The sequence below is a fragment of the Rahnella sp. BIGb0603 genome, assembly GCF_024808755.1.
In the GTDB taxonomy this organism is placed as follows: domain Bacteria; phylum Pseudomonadota; class Gammaproteobacteria; order Enterobacterales; family Enterobacteriaceae; genus Rahnella; species Rahnella contaminans.
This window is the reverse complement of record NZ_JANUEX010000002.1, coordinates 12,744-32,977: the sequence shown is the minus strand read 5'-3', so window position 1 is coordinate 32,977 and position 20,234 is coordinate 12,744. Positions and strand designations below refer to the sequence as shown.

Here is a 20,234-nt window from a genome sequence, read left to right as displayed (position 1 = left end):
GACCGTCTTATGACAAGAGTGAAAATGCCGCCTTGCGATATTGCAGCGGCGTTTTTCCGATCATTTTCTTGAACCGGGTGATGAAATACGGTGCATCTGAAAAGCCGCATTGCAGCCCGATCGCTTCGACCGAACGGTCGGTTGAGCGCAGCAGTTCACAGGCACGTTTTACCCGCCGCGTGGCCAGATAATCCTGAATCGAGCCGCCCGTTTCCTGTCCGAAGACCCGCGACAGATAACTTTCTGAAAGCCCCAGTGCAGCCGAAAGATCGGCCAGCGCAAACTTCTGCACGTAGTTTTCTTCGATCCACTGCATGACTTTGGAGGCCGTTGTCCGGCTGATAGTTTTCGGCTGCCCGTCTTCCTCGGGCATAAACACCATCAGTTGCAGGATAAGCATGGCGATTTCTTCCCACTGATCCGCCTGCGGTTCCGGCAATTGATTAAACTTTTCCAGAATGAGTTCGATATGGCTGGCGTGGGCGCTCAGGTCAAAAATATGCGCAGCACGGTCAGCATCCCACAAACTGGCAAATCGCCGGCGACGCTGCGGGAAAGATTGCAGACAGCCGTCCAGCAACTGATGATCGAGATGAATGGTCGTACGCAGATAGGCATTTTTCTCATCGGCTTCGACAAACACTTTGTGCAATTTAAAAGGCGGGAAGACAAACATCCGGCCTGGCCGCAGCGTGTATTGCTGGTTATCGACAATCACAATGCCATAGCCCTGACTGACAAAAAGTAATTCCAGACACTGATGCCAGTGAAAATAATTGGCACTGCCGCGGTTCATCCGGTTAAACGAAACCTGACGTTCGTTAAGGGCAATACGTTCGAGATAATCTGATGCCGGCATTATGGCGGGTTCCTCTTAGTGTATTTCTGCGTCTTTTTTATCCAGGACAACAAAACACAATTTTCAGTCAGCTTTTTATAATTTAAGCCGTTTTACCGCCAATTTAATAATCACAATTTCAAAAATCACCGCATTCTGTGAAGCAGGTAACAATCAGAGATCGCCAGTTCTCTATATTTCATTCGCGACACAAAGAACTGAAATAATATTTCAAATTAATAAACCCTTATTTTCTGGTACCCATCACGTCACCGGGAGTCCCTTTATGACGCTGAAAAAAATAAATACCGGCAATCCGCTGCGTACCCGCGGCGATGTACAACACCTGCTAAACGATCTGCTGTCCGCCGTTTCGCCCTACACCGAAGAAGGCAAAAGTGGAATCGACCTCGGCAATACCACCACGCATTACGGTAAAGAGATTGCCAAAATGGAAGCACTTTCACGCATGCTGTGGGGGATTTTCCCGCTGCTGGCCGGTGGCGGTGAATGCCCGGATTTGCCGTTTTACATTAATGCGATCCGCTTCGGTACCGATCCGCAGCATCCGCAATACTGGGGAGAAATCCGCGATTGCGACCAGCGTTGCGTAGAAATGGCGGCGTTTGGCGTCGGGCTGGCCCTGATGGATAAGCGCCTGCTGACCCATTTCTCTGCGCAGGAACAGCAAAATCTGGCTGACTGGCTGAATCAGGGACGCGACGCCGTTATTCCTAATAACAACTGGAATTTTTTCCCGATCATGGTGCAGATGGGCTTCAGGCAGGCCGGAATGCCGTGGGATAAATCCGCCGTGGCTGCACGTTTTGCGCTGATGGAAACCTATTACCTCGGCGACGGATGGTATTCCGACGGACCGGGACGCCCGCGTGATTACTATATTTCGATGGCCTTTCATTATTACGGTCTGATTTACGCACAGAATATGGCCGACGTGGATGCCCCGCGCGCCGCCGTGCTCAGGGAACGCGCACGGCAATTTGCTCAGGATTTCATCACGATGTTTTCCGCCAGCGGTGCCGCCGTGCCGTTTGGCCGCAGCCTGACTTATCGGTTTGCCGAAGCCGCTTTCTGGAGCGCTGCCGCCTACAGCAAACTGGACGTGTTCACACCGGGCATCGTGAAAGGGGTGATTTTGCGCCATCTGCGGCACTGGCTGAAAGAGCCTATTTTTGACCGTGACGGCGTGCTGAGCATTGGCTATCACACGCCAAATCTGGTGATGGCCGAAGACTATAACGCGCCGGGTTCTCCCTACTGGGCCTGCAAACTGTTTCTGGTACTGGCCTTGCCGCAGGACGATGCATTCTGGCAGGCAGAAGAAGCGCCGCTGCCCGACATTCCGGCCACACACTGTATTGCGCACGCCAGCCAGATCCTGACGCGCGACGCACAGGGCCAGCACGTGGTGATGCTCACGTCCGGGCAAATCGAACTGAATAATTTCGTTAATACCGAAGCCAAATACACCAAGTTCGCCTATTCCAGCCAGTTTGGTTTCACCCTCGACCGTGGCCGCTACGGGCTGAATCACGCCGGTTGTGATTCGATGCTGATGTTCTCGGAAGACGACGGTTATTACCGCGGACGCCGCGACTGCGCAGAAACACACATCACAGAATCGATGATTTATTCCCGCTGGCTGCCGTGGCACGACGTCACGGTGTGCACCTGGCTGATCCCCTGCGGCGACTGGCATCTGCGCGTTCACCATATCGAAAACCGGCGGCCACTGACCTCGGCGGAAGGCGGTTTCGCGGTGATTCAGGAAACGGCAACGCGCACAGAGATGACAGCGGACCAACGTGCCGTCACCGTCAGCGCATGCAACGGCGTCAGCCGGATTGTGTGTCTCGACGAGGCCACACCGCGCGACGCCGCCACCGTTATCACTCCGCCGAACAGCAGCATTATGTTTGCCGAAACTGCCTCCGTTCCGGTGCTGACCGGCGCACTTCCCGCCGGTTCACACTGGCTGATCACCGCCGTTTGTGCCTCCGCCACACAGGATATCTGCGCGCAAGGTGTACCGGAAGTGATCCGCGAGGGGCAGCAATTACGCTGGCACTATCAGGGGCACAGCGGGCAAATCACGCTGCGTTAAGAGCCACCGCGCTATACCGTCAGGGCTGCCAGTTCAGTCTTCAGGAGTCATTATGAAAGCGATAAAAACCGCCAGTAAACCGGCGTATTACAAAATGAGTGGCTTTTTATTTCTCTACTTCTTCACCTGGTCTTCCAGCTTCGGTCTATACGCCTTGTGGCTCGGTCAGAAAGCCGGGCTGGACAGCGTCACCATCGGCACGGTCTTCGCGGTCAACGGCGTGTTCGCGGTGATCATGAAACCGGTCTACGGCTACATCATGGATAAGATCGGCATGAGCAAATCCCTGCTCTATTTTGTTGTGCTGATCTCCGCCCTGATGGCGCCCTTCTTTATCTTCGTGTATCAGCCGCTGCTCGACAGCCATCTGATGACCGGGATTATCGTCGGCGCGCTGTATCTGAGCCTGGGCTGGTACGCCGGTGTGGCGGCGTCGGAATCCTACGCCGACCGCTTCAGCCGCCTGTATCACATGGAATTCGGCCAGGTACGTATGTGGGGCTCACTTGGCTGGGCGCTGGCTGCGTCGTTTTCCGGCGTGCTGTTTAATTTGTCCCCGGCCTGGAATTTTGGCCTGAGCAGCGCGACATCGCTCGTGATGCTGGCGGTGCTGCTGTCACTGAAAATTGGTGATGAAGAACTCAAAGACAACGATGTGATTTCCCAGCAAAAAATCATGTTCAGCGATGTGATTTTACTGCTTAAAAACCGCAAGTTCTGGATGTTCTCGCTGTATGTCGCCGGTGTCGCGTGGATGATGTTTGTCGCCGAACAGCAGTTCTCGCGCTACTTCGTCACCTTCTTCGATACCAAAGAGCAAGGCAACGCATGGTACGGCTATCTGAGCACCGTGCAGTCCGGTCTTGAGTTTCTGATGATGATGGTGATCCCGTTACTGGTGAACTATTTCGGTGCCAAAAAGAGCCTGCTGCTGGTCGGCGGACTTGTCGGGCTGCGCCTGCTTGCGTCCGGGCTGACCAGCGATCCGCTGCTGATTTCCATTATCAAACCCTTCTACGGGCTGGAAATCGCGCTGCTGCTGGTGTCGGTGTTCAAATACATCGCAGAGCATTTCAGCAAACGCGTGAACGCCACCATGTACCTGCTCGGCTACCAGGCGATGATTTACGTCGGTTCCATCGTCGTCGCCCCGCCTGCAGGATATTTCTACGACCGCATCGGATTTGAACACACTTATCTGTTTATGGGCGGTATTGCGCTGTGCTTTACGCTGATCTCCGCCTTTACGTTATCCGCCTGCCAGAGCCTGCGTAACGGCTCACCGGCCCCCGCTGAAACACGTGAAAACAGCCCTGAACTGGCACCGTTAAAACGCTGAACACATTAAAAAGGAAGAACTGATGACACTGAACATCGCTAATGAAAAGTTACGCCCTGTAGAACTTAACCAGCTGGACCGGATTGCTTTCGCGCAAAAAATGCAGCGCGCCCGCGAGACTGTGCTGAGCAAAATCTCGCGCAATCTGGATAAATTCGGCGATAAATTCCCGGCGGAAAACTGCGAGAAAGGTCATTATCCGCTGACCGGCAATGTGGAATGGACCACCAGTTTCTGGACCGGACAGCTGTGGCTGGCGTGGGAAATGACCGGCGATGACCGTTATCGTTCAGCGGCCGAAAAACAGGTGACCTCTTTCGGCAACCGTATCGCCAACCGGATTGATACCGCGACGCACGATCTCGGTTTTCTTTACAGCCTCTCGTGCGTGAGCGCCTTTAAGCTGACCGGTAACCGTCAGGCGCGCGGTTTTGCGCTGCTGGCCGCCGAAGCGCTGATGGAGCGTTTCAACACAAGAGCCAAAATCATTCAGGCCTGGGGAGATTTGAACGATCCGGAACAAGCCGGGCGCATGATTATTGACTGCAATATGAATCTGCCGCTGCTGTACTGGGCCAGTGAACAAACCGGCGAACTACGCTTTGCCGAGGCCGCGCGGGCGCATGCGGAACAGGCGGCGAAGTATATCGTTCGCCCGGATGCCTCGACGTATCACACGTTTTACATGGACACGGTGACCGGCGAGCCGCGTTTCGGCAATACACATCAGGGTTATTCCGACGATTCCTGCTGGTCGCGCGGTCAGGCGTGGGGGATTTACGGATTCCTGCTCAGCTACCGTTACACCGGCGATGCGGAGCAGGTCGAGCTGTCACGCCGTCTCGCGCATTACTTCCTCAATCGCTTACCGGAAGACGATGTGTGTCACTGGGATCTGGCGTTGCTCGGCACCGATGCGGTGCGTGACAGTTCGGCGGCGGCGATTGCGGTTTGCGGATTGCTGGAACTGGCCATCGCCCTGCCCGCCACCGACGATAAGCGCGCTCATTATGAAGAGATGGCGCTGCGCATCATGGATTCGCTGACAGAGCGTTATCTGGCGGGGAATCAGGAAGATTGTGACGGATTGCTTAAGCATTCTGTCTATCATATGGGCAGCAGAAAAGGCGTGGATGAATGTTGCAGCTGGGGTGATTACTTTTACGTTGAGGCGCTGGCACGCCTGACGCAGTGCTGGCAATCCTACTGGTGAGTTTTCAGACGCAGTGTTTACACGCTGCGTCTGGTTTTGTTGCCATTTTTCATTCGTGAATTATTTTAAAGGATAATGTGCCTCATCATTTTACTGCGAACAGTTCCCTCGTGTTACGGTAACACCCCTGTAAACAAACACTTCTTGTATGTCATTACATCCATTAGGAATAGTCTTAATTTACGTTAAAATTTTGATCAGTATCAAAATCAAACGTGACATAAATCAAATTAATCTAAGCGCATCTCCCCGTTAGTCCTCAAAAAATAAGACTTCCACACTGACGTTTTTCATGCAAAAAGTAGATTCAGCACGCTGTATGAAAAATTTGTGCTGACCCTATCGCGTCCAATCATTATGCAGAACAAAGACGTCCTATGAGGACTTACTATGCAAACGATAATCTTGGATCCATGCCGGTATACCCGACTCGGCCTGCAACAATTTCTCACCAGCGAACGGGAGATCACTGACGTTGATCGCTTCGATCAGCTTCAGGCGGGATGTGCAAAACTCAATCCCTCCGTGGTATTCATTAATGAGGATTGCATGTCTTCGCATCCGGACAGCAAAGAACGGCTGGGTGCACTGATCGCCGAATACCCTGATACGTTGTTTTTTATCTTTATGTCACGCACGCGTATTCATTTTGAAGAATATATTTTCGTTCGTAAGAACGTCATTATCACCTCGAAATCCATTAAGGCGGAAACGCTCAAACAGCTGTTAAATCACCCGTCATTGCCTCAGGCGCAAAACCCGGCCAGCTGTGCCGTGCTGGATATCCGGCCGGTCATGCTCAGCCGCTCTGAATCCGCAATGTTGAAAATGTGGATGTCAGGCGACGGGACCATTGAAATATCCGATAAACTACAAATCAAAACCAAAACGGTGTCTTCATACAAAGGAAATATTAAAAGGAAGATTAAATCACCGAACAAACACATTATTTATCACGTCGTCCGTTTGTGCGACCAGCTCAATAACGGCATCTACGCGATTTGATACTCCCACCTCTGGTTTTCGCTACAGGCTGAGCGCGCACTTCGCCTGTAGCGCCCCACATAAACCCTAAAATGCGATCCAGCTCTCATATATAAATTGAATCCCTGCGGCGAAATGCCGATGTCCTTTATATGGCGTTTTCTTTTCGTCACGGCCGGACTTGCCCCGCTGGCAATGCCTTTATCGCTGTTTATCACCGCCGGGAACAGGCGGTATGCAGGATCAATTGAGCGGAACAAAATAAAATGGATACTCCTACATTCTCTACAACGCGCACCTCTTTTATCAGTAATATCCGACTTATCACCCTGATTAGTCTGATTCTCACCGGGATCCTCTTTCTGTTCGCCCTGTCCATCGGGTCATCCAGTTTCTTTTTAAAACAAAGTAATGCAGCGCTGGCGAATGCCACGCAGGAATTGCAAATCCGTCTGGCGCTGTCGAACAGTTCTAATCATTTGCGCACCGCAAGACTGTTGCTGATTCAGGCGGCAGCCGCGGCGCGGATCGGCGATCAGGACGTCTTCAAACAAAACCTGACGGATGCGGCCAGCCGGATTAAACAATCGCAGTCGAGTTTTGACAGTTATATCAACCGCCCGAATAAAACAGACAAAGATCTGGCGCTGGATGAACCACTGAAAAAAGCCTACACCGCCTATCTGACCAAAGGCATGGCGCCGATGCTGGAATCCGCGCAGCAGGCGCATTTCGAAGAAGTGATTTCACAGGAAGCGGAAACCGTACGCGGGCTGGATCTGGCCAACAACGTTCCGCTGCTGGCGGCGATTGCGTACCGTACCGAAACGGCTAATGCGATTAATGACAAGGCGCAGCGCAATGCGGTACTCGGCTATATGCTGATGAGCGGAGGGTTTGTGATTGCGCTGGTGCTGACGTTCATCACTTATCTGGTGATGCGCAAAGTCATTATCAATCCGCTGAACCGTCTGGTGACGCGTATTCAGAAAATCTCTGAAGGCGATCTGACCCAACCGGCAGAAAGCTATGGCCGCAATGAAATTGGCGTGCTGAGCAGTAATGTCGAGCAGATGCAAAGCTCGCTGTCTTCAACGGTCAGAACCGTGCGCGAAGGCGCGGTGTCGATTTATCAGGGTTCTACGGAAATTGCGTCGGGAAATACCGACCTTTCTTCCCGTACCGAACAGCAGGCCGCCGCGCTGGAAGAAACCGCTGCCAGCATGGAACAACTGACCGCAACGGTAAAACAGAACTCCGAGAACGCCCATCACGCCAGCAAACTGGCCGCGGATGCCTCGAACAAAGCGCAGAAAGGCGGCGATATTGTGGCAGACGTGGTGACGACTATGGATAAAATTTCGCGCAGCTCCTCTAAAATCGCTGAAATTACCAACGTCATCAACAGCATTGCGTTCCAGACCAACATTCTGGCGCTTAACGCCGCCGTCGAAGCCGCCCGTGCGGGCGAACAGGGCCGCGGGTTTGCCGTCGTCGCCAGCGAAGTGCGCAATCTCGCGCAGCGCAGCGCACAGGCCGCCAAAGAAATCGAAGTGCTGATTGAAGAATCGGTAGATTACGTCGGTGAAGGCTGCATTCTGGTGGGCGACGCCGGGGATACGATGTCAGAAATCGTGACAGCCGTTAGCCATGTGACAGATATTATGGGCGAAATTGCATCGGCGTCTGATGAACAAAGCCGCGGGATCAGCCAGGTAAGCCAGGCAGTTTCAGAAATGGACGGCGTGACCCAGCAGAACGCCTCGCTGGTGCAGGAAGCCTCGGCTGCCGCGGCCTCACTGGAAGAACAGGCCGCACGTCTGACGCAGGCTGTTGCAGTGTTCCGCCTCGACGCGCATGCACAAAATTCTTCTGCAAAGCGCCAGCCACCCACGCGCGCACTCACATCCCCTTCTGCCCGCGCGTCTAAAAATGTGAACGAAGAGCCAAACTGGGAAACGTTCTGATGTGTTATCACGCCGGTTAACCCGGTTTGAAGACAAAAAAATACCGGTACATTGACTACCGGTATTTTTTTATTCAGGATTTGTGCGGGTATGCGATTTACTCAGAACCTTCGCGCGGTTCAACGAACGTGCCGTCTTTGGTATCGCCTTCATTGAAGAACCATATCCCTGCCGGATAATCTTCCAGCGACACCAGATACATGACGCCTTCGTAAAATTCCTCTACGGCTAACACTTTCCCTTCACGACGCGGGCCGCCGTCGGTTTTCACTGTCACAAGATCATTAACTTTCATCAGGTTATCCCATGGTTTTCAATTATCTTTATTGTAGTACAGACCGCCCCACAAAGGCACCGCGCAAGCTGAAAGTCGGGCTGAAAATCAGAAAATGACCCTGCGTTACTAATTTGCATTTTCTTAACATTTTGATGCCAGAATCCTGACTTTCACTTCTTTTATACTGCCTGCGTGCTCACCCCCGAGGGAGTACATAATGAATGTCATAAGAAATATTTTTGCCCGCCTCTATGCGGGCATTTTTTTGCCTGCCATTCAGGGAATTTTATCGAGATGGGGATGATGCGGGGAGTTATGGCGGGCTTCAGAACGGATATTCACAAACTATAGTTATTCACAAACAACCTTTCACAAACAACCTTTCACAAACAACAGACGTAAAAAAACCCGCGCATGCGGGTTTTTGTCATCTTTGCAATTATCGCTGAAACAGCGAGAAAGCAAGATTAGATAGCGGTAACGTTAGCCGCAGACGGACCTTTAGCACCGTTCTCGATAGTGAACTGTACGTTCTGGCCTTCAGCCAGGGTCTTGAAACCTTGATCCTGGATAGCGGAGAAGTGTACGAACACATCTTTGCTGCCGTCAGCAGGAGTGATGAAGCCAAAGCCTTTAGACTCGTTAAACCACTTAACCTGACCTTTCATCATTGACATAGGAATTACCTTTTAAAAATAAATTTCGCCACCATGGGCATGTTATAGCCGGATTTCAGTCGTTACTTATGGAGGCACTAAGAAGGAAATTCGTCAGAGCAGGGTTATCATGGATAACGCTTTAAATTGGAACAACTTTACTCAGGATGTCGTGCATAAATAGGTCTGTACCACAGGCCGGTATGTATTTACTCATGACTGCCCTTTAATAGCAACTCTTTTTAATGCAATGCGCGAGTAAAGTCCGAAATTAGCCAGTTTATGTACCATGTAGTACAATTTGCGTACAATTAACGGGCTATTTTTCAATAGGTTGAGAAGTTTCCGAGGACAGAACCGCGCCACAGTGCGCACAAAATTTCGCGTCAATTTCATGGCCGGAATGCAGACAAGTCTGACAAGAACGGGCGGCACGCCCTTTATCCAACTCTTGTGACATATAAGCCGTTAAAATCCCGGTCGGCACGGCAATAATGGAATAGCCCAGCAGGATGAGTACAGACGCCAGCATTCTGCCGATCGCCGTATGCGGCGTAATATCGCCATATCCCACCGTGGTCAGCGTCACTACCGCCCAGTAAACGGACGCGCCGAGCGAGGTAAATCCGTCCTTCCCGCCTTCTGCGGCAAACATCAGCCCGCCAAATAAACACAAGATGATCGCCACAAAGCCAAAAAAGATGCCCAGTTTGCGTTTCGCCCGCATCAGGCTGCGCCACAAAATCCCGGCGTCGCTCATATATCGCAGCAGTTTCAGCACCCGCAGAACGCGTAGAATCCTCAGCAACCGTATCAGCACAATCAGATCCGTGGCAGTGCCAAAGGACGGGATCAGCCAGATGATGTACATCGGCAAGATGGTCAGCAGATCGATAATGCCGAAAAAGCTCAGCGGATAACGCGTTTTGCGCGGGGATGAAAACACCCGCAGTAGGTATTCCACGGTAAACAGCGCAGTAAAGGCCGCTTCGGCCAGACCGAACCGCCAGAGAATATCCGGCGTGTCGGGAAATAAATCGGTGGCGCTGGATTCGAAGAAAAGAATAAACACGCTGAGCAGTGACGCCACAATCCAGAACGTCTCCATCCGGCGGCCACTGCGTGTGCGGTGCTCAAATAAAAGCGCGTAACATCTGCGCCGTGGGGAAGCCAGAAAACGAAAGTCCTGTGACATAGTCAGCACCCGCAATAAAGATATCCTGAAGAATAAACGCTTTTTGCTGCGCCGCCTATCGCAGCTGACGCCAAAAAAAACGCCGGTCACACAATGTCTTGTAAGACGTGGTGTGACCGGCGTTTGTTGAAACGTGATGTGCTGGTGGAATATTAATCCATCAGCTCAGAGACAGCATTGCGGACGTAAGCCGTAATCTGCGCGACGTCTTCGGCGTCAGCGCTGCCGCCGCCAATGGACCGCACCGTGCTCTCCAGATGGCCGATATCCTGCTCAACTTTCTTCGCAATCTGCACTTTAACAATGGTGTCGACTGAAGAGATAAAAGCCCGCATCACGGCTTTCAGGGCGAAAATTTCACCGAAAGAGTCGTACGCAGGTTTGTCAGCAGCTGTTGGTTGAGCTGCCCGTGGTGGCAAGTTTTTCAGCCTGTCCACATGTTCAATCATCAGATCCATGTCTCTGATGAGTTCATCAAAACTCTTAGCCACTGGTTTTCCTTCGCCCGGCGAAAGGCAGCAGGATACCACCGCGCTTACAAGCCGAGAAGCCACAGAAATGCGTAAAGAGTAAATTTCGTCACAATGCGCCCGCCCTGCCGTTCACAATGAACACCGGGAAAGGCGCATCAGGTCGCTATTTAATCAGATGGCTGATTATCCGGCGTTTTTCAGTGAGGCCATGTCAACAACAAAGCGGTATTTCACGTCGCTTTTCAGCATACGTTCGTAAGCGCCATTGATGTCCTGCATGTCGATCATTTCAACATCACAAGAAATGTCGTGTTCAGCACAGAAATCCAGCATTTCCTGAGTTTCTGCAATGCCGCCGATCAGAGATCCGGCAACCGTTTTGCGGCCCATGACCAGTTTACCGCTGTGCAGCGCTGGTTCGATTGGCTCAATCAGGCCAACCAGAATATGCGTACCGTCACGTTTCAGCGTATCCAGATACGGGTTCAGGTCATGTGGATTCGGCACGGTATCAAGAATGAAGTCAAAGTGGCTTTTCACCGCAGCCATTTGTTCTTCATCGGTAGACAGCACAACGTGGTCTGCGCCCAGACGGTATGCTTCCTGCTCTTTACCTTTAGAACGCGTGAACAGGGTGACATCTGCGCCCAGCGCTTTGGCAAATTTCAGCCCCATGTGGCCCAGACCGCCCAGACCGACGACCGCGACTTTGTGGCCTTTACCGACTTTCCAGTGCATCAGCGGAGAGTACGTGGTGATACCGGCGCACAGCAGCGGTGCGGCAGATTTGATGTCCAGTTTTTCAGAAACACGAAGGACGAATTTTTCTGAAACAACGATTTGTTCGGAATAACCGCCGTAGGTCATCATGTTGTCATGACGATCATGGCTGTTATAGGTCATGGTCGCGCCTTCTTCACAGTACTGTTCCAGGCTTTCCGCGCAGGATTCACAGTGCTGACAAGAATCGACCATACAGCCTACACCGACGGTATCACCCACTTTGAAGCCGGTAACTTTCGCACCAACCTGCTTCACGCGGCCGATAATTTCGTGCCCCGGTACCATCGGATAAATGCTTTGATGCCATTCATTACGGGCCTGATGGATATCTGAGTGGCAAACGCCGCAATACAGAATGTCGACAACAACGTCGGTATCACGCGGGTCACGGCGAACAAAATTATGAGGCGCAAGAGGCGCATCCGCTGAAAGTGCAGCGAAACCACGAACGTTAAGAGTCATTTTTTTCTCCTGATAGGCTAACGGAATACAGCATGCCAGCAGAAACTGGCATCGCGAAAGTATGCCCCTTTACGATGACAGACGGGTATAACGATTCTCGCCATTACTTGCCTGAATCTGTTTTTTTCAGGATTTTTGGCGAATGGGAGAGAATGTTGCAATGAGATGACAAAGAAAGGATAAACCGTGACACCGTGAGAGTACGGCGCCACGTTCGCGCAAACTCAGATCAGGCCCGCGTCTTTCAGTTCGCTTTTCAGATACGCGTAATAGATAGGTGCAGCGACCACACCGGGAATGCCAAATGCGGCTTCGAACACCAGCATCGCCAGCAACACTTCCCAGGATTTCGCCTTGATACGGCCGCCGACAATCCGCGCATTCAGGAAGTATTCCACTTTATGAATAATGATGAGATACGCCAGCACCAGCGCACCGACCCAGAGTGACAGCGAAAGCCCGACGATAAAAATCAGCGTATTCGAAATCAGGTTCCCCACCACCGGCAGCAGACCACAGACAAACGTCACGACGACCAGCGTTTTCGCCAGCGGCAGATGAATACCGAACAGCGGCAAAATCCCGAACAGGAAAATGGCGGAAAGCGCGGTATTAATCAGGGAAATCTGGAACTGCGCAAACACCACATTTCGGAAAGCGTCACTCAGTAAACGTACGCGCTGAAGCAGCTCTTTTTTCAGCGGCGCGTGGTGCTCGCCCTGCGTGTGATGCTGAAGTGAAATAATCGCGCCAAGGATCATCCCGATGAGCATGGTAACGAAAACGTGCGCGGCGTTTTTACCGAAGGTCTGGATCATCACGATATGTTCACGCAGCCATTGCAGGAAACTGCGCTGCAACTCTTCGATATTGGCCGGAAGGTAATGCAGGAGTACCGGCGACAAGCGGCTTTGCGCATCCGTCAGCAGCCGCGACACCATCGCGTTAAACGCCACCGGATTCTTCATATCCTCCATCAGGAAATCGGCCAGTCCGGCAACGGCAATAGTCAGGAAACTCACCACCACCGTGCTGATAAACGCCACCACCACCCAGCGCGCCCTTTCGCCGCTGATGATTTTCTGAAAATAAGGCGTCAGTCCGTTGACCAGTTCATACACCAAAAAACCGGCAATAAAACATGCCAGTAAATGAAGAGGAAGAACCAACAAGAGCCCGCCCATCACAATGAATACACTGAGCCAGCGAATCTGATTCGATCTCACTATTTGCATTGCCTGCATCCTTAATCCTTTGAGTACCGGTCATAACCCTGATGAATCACATCATAGCACCGAACGGCAGAGCACAATCCGCCACAAACTTAAACAGTTAACTAATTTTTGACAGTCCCGCAGGATCTTCTATTATCCCCGATGAACATTACATAAAGAAAATCTTAGAATCTGGTGAACAGTATGTCTGAATTACTCCGTGAAAAACTCGAACTTCCCAAAGGTCACGATAAGTTATTGCTGCACTCCTGCTGTGCGCCGTGTTCGGGGGAAGTGATGGAAGCCATTCAGGCGTCGGGGATCGACTACACGATTTTCTTCTACAATCCAAATATTCACCCGCAAAAAGAATATCTGCTGCGCAAAGAAGAAAATATGCGGTTTGCAGAGCAGCACGGCATTCCGTTTATCGATGCCGATTACGACACGGATAATTGGTTTGCGCGCGCAAAAGGCATGGAAAATGAACCTGAACGCGGCGTGCGCTGCACAATGTGTTTCGATATGCGTTTTGAACGCACGGCGTTGTACGCCTGGGAACATGGCTTTAGCGCAATGACCAGTTGTCTGGGTATTTCTCGCTGGAAGGACATGAAACAAATTACCGGCAGCGGCGAGCGCGCCGTCGCGCCTTATCCGGGCATGGTTTACTGGGATTACAACTGGCGTAAAAAAGGCGGCTCCTCGCGCATGATTGAAATCAGCAAACGTGAACGTTTTTACCAGCAGGAATATTGCGGCTGCGTTTACTCTTTGCGCGACAGCAACTTACACCGAAAATCCCAGGGGCGCGGGCTGATCAAACTCGGCGTCAAATATTACGGTGACGAAGACGACGAATAAACCCGGTTTATTCCTCCTCCTGCTTACCCGCTTTCTGTCGTTTGTTTTCATTATACCCGGCCAAATTGCCGGGTTAATTATTCTGATGTTCCCCGCCACGCCCCGTCAGATTCTCCGGAAATAAATCACCCGCCAGTGGTTTATTTTGTCCGATAACAAGGCCTCTGAATAATAGAATAATTTCCTATGACGCCCTTTTGCTTTGCATCTTGCGTTCACAGTTAACGCTTGTTACTTTCCGCCTCACGCATTTTTATGCTAATTAGCACTAACTTATTACACGCAGTAATTACCTGCGTATTTTTAACGCCGATATTCACCAAAAAATAAAGCAAACACAACATTATTGAGGGACAAATCATGTGGGTTTTAATTGGCATTCCGATCGTCGTGCTGGGTTTTGCGCTGCGGTTCAATCCATTATTAGTAGTCACCGTGGCGGGTATTTCCACCGGCCTGGCGGGCGGTATGCAAACCGTCGAGATTATCAGTGCTTTCGGAAAAGCGTTCACCGATAACCGCTACATGGGCCTGATCTGGCTGACATTGCCGGTCATCGCCCTGCTCGAACGCAGCGGGCTGAAAGAACAGGCCAGACACCTGATTTCCAAAGTGCATGCGGCGACCACCGGCCGCGTGCTGATGTTGTACTTTTTCCTGCGCCAGATGACCGCCGCGCTGGGGCTGAACTCTCTGGGCGGACACGCGCAGATGGTGCGTCCGCTGATTGCGCCGATGGCCGAAGCCGCCGCTACCACCAAATACGGCGATTTGCCTAACGACGTGCGTCAGAAGATCCGCGCGCACGCTGCCGCTGCCGACAACGTCGCGGTGTTTTTTGGCGAGGATATCTTTATCGCCGTGCAGTCCATCCTGCTGATTAAAGGTTTTCTGGATCAGTACGGCATTAACGTCGAACCCCTGCACCTTTCCGTGTGGGCGATCCCAACCGCCATTGCGGCGCTGATTATCCACTTTATCCGGCTCTGGCTGCTCGACCGCTCGCTGGCAAAACGCTTTGATACCCAACACGGGAGTGCCGCGAAATGATCACTTTGCAAACCGTGTACATCCTTGCCGGGCTGATGTTCTGCGCCTACGCCTTCTTTAACCTGCGCGATAAAAGCAATGCACGCCGTTATGTCAACGCGCTGTTCTGGGGCGTTTACGGCATCACTTTCCTGTTTGGCGGCGAGTTACCGCATTTCGTCACCGGCTGCATGGCCATTTTGCTGGCGGTCATTGCCGGAACCGGCAAGCTCGGCAAAGGTAAATCTGACAGCGAACAGCCGGAACTGGTGGAAAAACGCGAAGCCGGTGCGAAGCGTTTCGGCAATAAGCTGTTTGTCCCTGCCCTGCTCATTCCGATTGTGACGCTGATTGGCACGCTGACGCTGAAATACACGCCGCTGGTGGAAGCCAAAAACGTCACGCTGATTTCGCTGGTGATCGGCACGCTGGTGGCGTTTATCGTCGCGCTGGTGATGCTGCGTGATTCGCCGGTAAAAGCCATTAAAGCAGGCGGTCAGACGATGGATACCGTCGGCTGGGCAGCCATTCTGCCGCAGATGCTTGCCGCACTCGGCGCGCTGTTTGCGCTGGCAGGCGTCGGTGGCGTGGTGTCGGAGCTGGTCAAAAATATTATTCCGCTCGGTTCACCGCTGGCGATTGTAGTGGCGTATACCTTCGGCATGGCGTTGTTCACGATGATTATGGGCAACGGCTTTGCGGCATTCCCGGTGATGACTGCCGGTATCGGCCTGCCGCTTATCGTCAATCAGCTCGGCGGCAATCCGGCCATTATGGGCGCCATCGGCATGTTGTCCGGCTTCTGCGGTACGCTGATGACGCCGATGGCGGCCAACTTCAATATCGTGCCTGCGGCGTTGCTCGAATTGCAGGATAAAAACGGCGTGATCAAGGTGCAGTGGAAAACCGGCGTGTTACTGCTGCTGGTTAACACCGCGTTCATGTACCTGTTTGTGTTCCGCTTCTGATAAGGAAATGAGATGACGATGACAACTTCACTGACGCCGGAAATGGCGTCGCGCTTTGCCTCGCTGGCGCTGAATCATTTGACGCGTGAGTTTCCGAATAAACTGATGCACGCCATGAGCAGCGCCGCCGATGCGCAGACGCCACGCCAGCTGCACCCGATTTTTTACGGCAGCTACGACTGGCATTCCTGCGTCCACGGCTACTGGCTGTTATTACGTTTGCTGGATCGCTTCCCGGATTTACCGGAAGCCGGTGCGATTATTGCCGTGGTCAGCGCGCATTTCACCGACGAGAACGTAGCCGGCGAGATGGACTATCTGCGCCAGCCGCAGCACGCCGGATTTGAACGGCCTTACGGCTGGGCCTGGTTTCTGGCGCTGACGCAGCAGTTGAACGAAATGGCGTTGCCGCAGGCGGCGCAGTGGGCAAAAACGCTGGCACCGATGAGCCGGTTCTTTGAGAAAAGTTTTGCGAATTTCCTGCCGAAAGCCACCTATCCGCTGCGCGTCGGCAGCCACTTCAATACGGCCTTTGCGCTGGCACTGACGCTCGGTTACGCCCGCTGCGTGAAGCATTACAAACTGGCGGAACTGATTGAAGAAACGGCACTGCGCTGGCATCTGGAAGATGTCCATTGTCAGGCGTGGGAACCGGGCGGCGATGAGTTTCTTTCGCCGTCGCTGATGGAAGCAGAACTGATGCGCCGCGTGCTACCGGGCGATGCGTTTGTGACATGGTTCGGGCGGTTCCTGCCGGACTTAGCGCACAGCCAGCCGGCGACGCTGTTCACACCGGCCACGGTCACCGACCGCAGCGACGGGAAAATCGGCCATCTTGACGGGCTGAACCTCAGCCGCGCCTGGTGCCAGCGTTCCCTTGCAGCGGCATTACCGGCAGGCGATCCGCGTGCGGCGCTGCTGCGTCAGACCGCAGAAGCGCATCTTCACAGCGCGCTGGATCACCTTGACAGCACCTATATGGGTGAGCACTGGCTGGCGACGTTTGCGCTTTTGGCACTCGAAGCCTGACGCCTTCATTTCACCCGTTCAGCGAATAATACCGCGCGCTGAACGGGTGAAAAATTCATTAAAATGGCGCAATAAAGGATATTCCTGACTGAGCCGTTCAATCTCCTGCTTCACCCCGTCGACCGCCGCCTGCTGGTGATACAGCAAATCGTACAAATGCCTGATCACCTTCTGCTGCATCACATCGCTGCCGAGATATGCTGCCGCCTGTTCATGAATGCCCTGCGGCACGGCGCGGTTGCCAGCGGCCAGCACGTAAGGCGGCACATCCTGCACCACGCAAGTACTTTGCAAAAGGCGTGCGCCCGCGCCAACAATACAGAACTGATGCACGGCGCACATGGCGTCGATCCGTGCTTCGTCGCCCAACGTGACGTGCCCCGCCAACCCGCTGTTTTCGCCGATAAACGTGTCGTTACCCACCTGGCAGTCATGCCCGATATGCACACCGCCGTCGAAAATATTCCGGTTACCAATCCGCGTGAACCCGCCGCCCTGCGCGGTGCCGCGGTGGATCGTTGCGTGACGGTCAATCCGGTTGTCGTCGCCGATTTCCAGCCCGGCAGTTTCCCCGGCATATTTCAGATCCTGACTGACTTCCCCGATTGAAGATTCCGTTCCTATCATGTTGTTACGCCCGATGCGGGTGTTGCCGTTAATCACGACGTGGGAGGCAATGTGCGTCCCTTCACCGATGTGAACACCGGCGGAAATAAAGCAGAAAGGCCCGATAACCACCTGCGGGCCGATAACGACACCGGGTTCAATGATACTGCTGGCCGCAATGGAGGCCGAAGATGAAATCAACGCGTACATCCTTCTGATAGCTGAGGCGCTACCAGTAGTGAATTAAGCCTGTCGGGATTAATCAGGGAGGGAAGTCAAAATGAGCGGAGGAAACGCACCCAGAAAGGTTTAAACGAAGCGGTTATTTTTTCGCCACACACTTCGCCATGCCGCACAGCATAAGGGTTTCAGGCCGCTAACCCAGCCTGTTATATTTTATTTATTTTCTGAACCTTTTCTATAAATGTAAACGGTAAGGAAAGGATCAGTATTTTGTTACAGCAGCATTAAGGCTTTCTTAAGCTTGCAGTTATATGATTCGCGCAAAATCATTTCTGCACGTTATGTTTCCATCACATTAACGCCCGCGACCTCAGCATGTTGGGAGTTTTCATTGCGCTATATATTGCCGAAGATCAGCTATTTCAAGCTGACTTTACTGTTGACACTGTATTTTACTTTTGTCGTTAATTTGCCGATTTTATTGCACTTTTACCGCATTCTTCATGCGTTGCCTGCCTACAATCTTTTGTTCGCGCTGACCATTCCGGTGGTGCTTTTTGCCGCGCTGAACTTTGTGTTCACGCCATTCACTTTCCGCCCGCTGCTTAAGCCTTTCTTTATCATTGTGCTGCCGGTCAGTGCGCTGGCCAGTTTCGCGATGATGACCTATCAGGTGGTGTTTGACCGCGGCATGATCGAAAACATTCTGGACACCCAGTCTGCCGAAGCGGCGTCTTACCTGAATTTGAAAGTGTTGCTGTGGTTTGTCTTCACCGGCATCCTGCCCGCGATCCTGCTGTTTTTAACCCCCGTCACCTATGAAAAAACCGTGCTGCGCCGTCTGGGTGTACGTCTCGTGTCGATGGTGATTTCCCTGCTGGTGGTCGCGTCCATAGCCGGTGTGTTCTACAAAGATTACGCTTCCGTGGGCCGTAACAACCGCACGCTGAATCTGGAAATCGTGCCGACGAATTACCTGTACAGCGCCTTCCAGTACATGAATCACCGTTATTTCACGCCAAAAGTGCCGTTCCAGACGCTGGGTAACGACGCCAAACTGGTGCAGCAGCCGGGGCAGAAACCCAATCTGGTCTTCCTGGTCGTGGGTGAAACCGCGCGTGCGCAAAATCAGTCGTCGAACGGTTACGCCAAACCGACCAATCAGTACACGCAGGCAATCCCTGATGTGGTGTATTTCAACAAAATGACGTCCTGCGGGACGGCGACGGCGATTTCCGTTCCGTGCATGTTCTCGAATATGAAACGCACCCACTACGACGCCAACCGTGCGCGTAACAGCGAAGGATTGCTGGATATTCTGCATAAATCCGGGGTTTCTGTTTTCTGGAAAGACAACGACGAAGGCTGTAAAGGCGTGTGTAACCGCGTGCCGAACGTCATTATCGACACGAAAAAAGACGGCAAATATTGCGATGGCGATACCTGTTACGACATGGCGCTGATGCAGAATATCGACGACGACATCCGTCCGGACGGTAAAAATACGCTGATTGCGCTGCACCTGATTGGCAGCCACGGCCCGACGTATTACAAACGCTATCCGCCGGAATTCCGCAAATTCATGCCTGATTGCGAGCGCAGCGATATCGAAAACTGTTCGCAGGAACAGCTGGTGAATACCTACGATAACACCCTGCTGTATACCGATTATCTGGTATCTCAGGTGATTGAAAAGGCGAAGCAGTATCAGGATAAATACAACGTGGCGGTGATTTATCTTTCCGATCACGGCGAATCGCTGGGTGAAAACGGCCTGTATCTGCATGGTACGCCATACAGCGTGGCACCTGCCCAGCAGACGCATGTTCCGATGCTTTTCTGGCTGTCTGACGGCTACACCAAAGCGCAGGGCATCGATCTGCAATGCCTGAAGGCCAATGCGGCGAAAGACGATGTGTCGCAGGATAATCTGTTCCACACCGTGCTCAGTGTCATGAATGTGCAGACTACGGAACGTGACCCGCAGCTGGATATTCTTGCAGCCTGCAAAACCCCGCACGCCTGACTT

Annotated in this window: 18 protein-coding genes; 10 read left to right on the top strand and 8 right to left on the bottom strand. The window is 52.5% G+C overall.

Translation table 11 applies throughout. The annotated features are described in order from the left end of the window. Positions 1-7 precede the first annotated feature (7 nt). Positions 8-859, bottom strand: a complete 852-nt coding sequence (locus M2403_RS05375) for an AraC family transcriptional regulator (RefSeq protein ID WP_165057271.1) — start codon at positions 857-859, stop codon at positions 8-10. 265 nt (positions 860-1,124) lie between these two features. On the opposite strand from M2403_RS05375, the gene M2403_RS05370 reads away from it, so the two are divergent. The 5 genes from M2403_RS05370 to M2403_RS05350 all read left to right on the top strand — a co-directional run bounded on the left by M2403_RS05370 (position 1,125) and on the right by M2403_RS05350 (position 8,466). Next, entirely contained in the window at positions 1,125-2,963 is a 1,839-nt protein-coding gene (locus M2403_RS05370; protein ID WP_259228677.1) for a DUF2264 domain-containing protein, read from the top strand. A gap of 52 nt (positions 2,964-3,015) precedes the next feature. After that, positions 3,016-4,302 carry an oligosaccharide MFS transporter gene (locus tag M2403_RS05365; protein ID WP_152326037.1) on the top strand — a complete coding sequence of 429 codons (1,287 nt, stop codon included), beginning with the start codon at positions 3,016-3,018 and terminating at the stop codon, positions 4,300-4,302. Between the two features lie 22 nt (positions 4,303-4,324). After that, positions 4,325-5,515: a glycoside hydrolase family 88 protein gene (locus tag M2403_RS05360; RefSeq protein WP_259228676.1), complete on the top strand. Its 1,191-nt coding sequence runs from the start codon at positions 4,325-4,327 to the stop codon at positions 5,513-5,515. 390 nt (positions 5,516-5,905) lie between these two features. Continuing rightward, positions 5,906-6,520 carry a transcriptional regulator RcsA gene (rcsA, locus tag M2403_RS05355; protein WP_152326035.1) on the top strand — a complete coding sequence of 205 codons (615 nt, stop codon included), beginning with the start codon at positions 5,906-5,908 and terminating at the stop codon, positions 6,518-6,520. A 245-nt stretch (positions 6,521-6,765) separates the two neighbouring features. Next, on the top strand, positions 6,766-8,466 hold the full coding sequence (locus M2403_RS05350) for a methyl-accepting chemotaxis protein (RefSeq protein ID WP_152326034.1): 1,701 nt from the start codon (positions 6,766-6,768) through the stop codon (positions 8,464-8,466). A gap of 97 nt (positions 8,467-8,563) precedes the next feature. Here M2403_RS05350 and dsrB read toward each other — a convergent pair whose 3' ends face one another. The 6 genes from dsrB to M2403_RS05320 all read right to left on the bottom strand — a co-directional run bounded on the left by dsrB (position 8,564) and on the right by M2403_RS05320 (position 13,547). Beyond that, positions 8,564-8,761, bottom strand: a complete 198-nt coding sequence (gene dsrB / locus M2403_RS05345; protein WP_015697634.1) for a protein DsrB — start codon at positions 8,759-8,761, stop codon at positions 8,564-8,566. Between the two features lie 449 nt (positions 8,762-9,210). Beyond that, on the bottom strand, positions 9,211-9,420 hold the full coding sequence (cspE, locus tag M2403_RS05340; RefSeq protein ID WP_013575246.1) for a transcription antiterminator/RNA stability regulator CspE: 210 nt from the start codon (positions 9,418-9,420) through the stop codon (positions 9,211-9,213). 298 nt (positions 9,421-9,718) lie between these two features. Further along, complete coding sequence (locus M2403_RS05335) at positions 9,719-10,594, bottom strand: ion transporter (protein WP_152326033.1); 876 nt, start codon at positions 10,592-10,594, stop codon at positions 9,719-9,721. 152 nt (positions 10,595-10,746) lie between these two features. Beyond that, on the bottom strand, positions 10,747-11,085 hold the full coding sequence (locus tag M2403_RS05330) for a hypothetical protein (RefSeq protein ID WP_152326032.1): 339 nt from the start codon (positions 11,083-11,085) through the stop codon (positions 10,747-10,749). Positions 11,086-11,250: 165 nt separating this feature from the next. After that, the gene (locus M2403_RS05325) at positions 11,251-12,312 is read right to left on the bottom strand and encodes an NAD(P)-dependent alcohol dehydrogenase (protein ID WP_152326031.1); all 1,062 of its coding nucleotides are present in this window, start codon (positions 12,310-12,312) and stop codon (positions 11,251-11,253) included. Between the two features lie 224 nt (positions 12,313-12,536). Further along, on the bottom strand, positions 12,537-13,547 hold the full coding sequence (locus M2403_RS05320; protein ID WP_259228675.1) for an AI-2E family transporter: 1,011 nt from the start codon (positions 13,545-13,547) through the stop codon (positions 12,537-12,539). Positions 13,548-13,730: 183 nt separating this feature from the next. Between M2403_RS05320 and M2403_RS05315 the strand changes: the two genes are divergently transcribed. From M2403_RS05315 to M2403_RS05300, 4 genes are all read left to right on the top strand, one after another. Then, the gene (locus tag M2403_RS05315; protein ID WP_152326029.1) at positions 13,731-14,390 is read left to right on the top strand and encodes an epoxyqueuosine reductase QueH; all 660 of its coding nucleotides are present in this window, start codon (positions 13,731-13,733) and stop codon (positions 14,388-14,390) included. A gap of 360 nt (positions 14,391-14,750) precedes the next feature. Next, entirely contained in the window at positions 14,751-15,440 is a 690-nt protein-coding gene (locus M2403_RS05310) for a DUF969 domain-containing protein (protein WP_152326028.1), read from the top strand. Further along, positions 15,437-16,387 carry a DUF979 domain-containing protein gene (locus M2403_RS05305; RefSeq protein WP_259228674.1) on the top strand — a complete coding sequence of 317 codons (951 nt, stop codon included), beginning with the start codon at positions 15,437-15,439 and terminating at the stop codon, positions 16,385-16,387. Before M2403_RS05310 ends, M2403_RS05305 begins: the two co-directional genes overlap by 4 nt. 12 nt (positions 16,388-16,399) lie before the next feature. After that, positions 16,400-17,416, top strand: a complete 1,017-nt coding sequence (locus M2403_RS05300) for a DUF2891 domain-containing protein (protein ID WP_259228673.1) — start codon at positions 16,400-16,402, stop codon at positions 17,414-17,416. A gap of 18 nt (positions 17,417-17,434) precedes the next feature. Here M2403_RS05300 and lpxA read toward each other — a convergent pair whose 3' ends face one another. After that, positions 17,435-18,223, bottom strand: coding sequence for an acyl-ACP--UDP-N-acetylglucosamine O-acyltransferase (lpxA, locus tag M2403_RS05295; RefSeq protein ID WP_259228672.1), 789 nt, complete (start codon positions 18,221-18,223; stop codon positions 17,435-17,437). 373 nt (positions 18,224-18,596) lie between these two features. On the opposite strand from lpxA, the gene M2403_RS05290 reads away from it, so the two are divergent. After that, entirely contained in the window at positions 18,597-20,231 is a 1,635-nt protein-coding gene (locus M2403_RS05290; protein ID WP_259228671.1) for a phosphoethanolamine transferase, read from the top strand. The last annotated feature ends 3 nt before the right edge of the window (positions 20,232-20,234 follow it).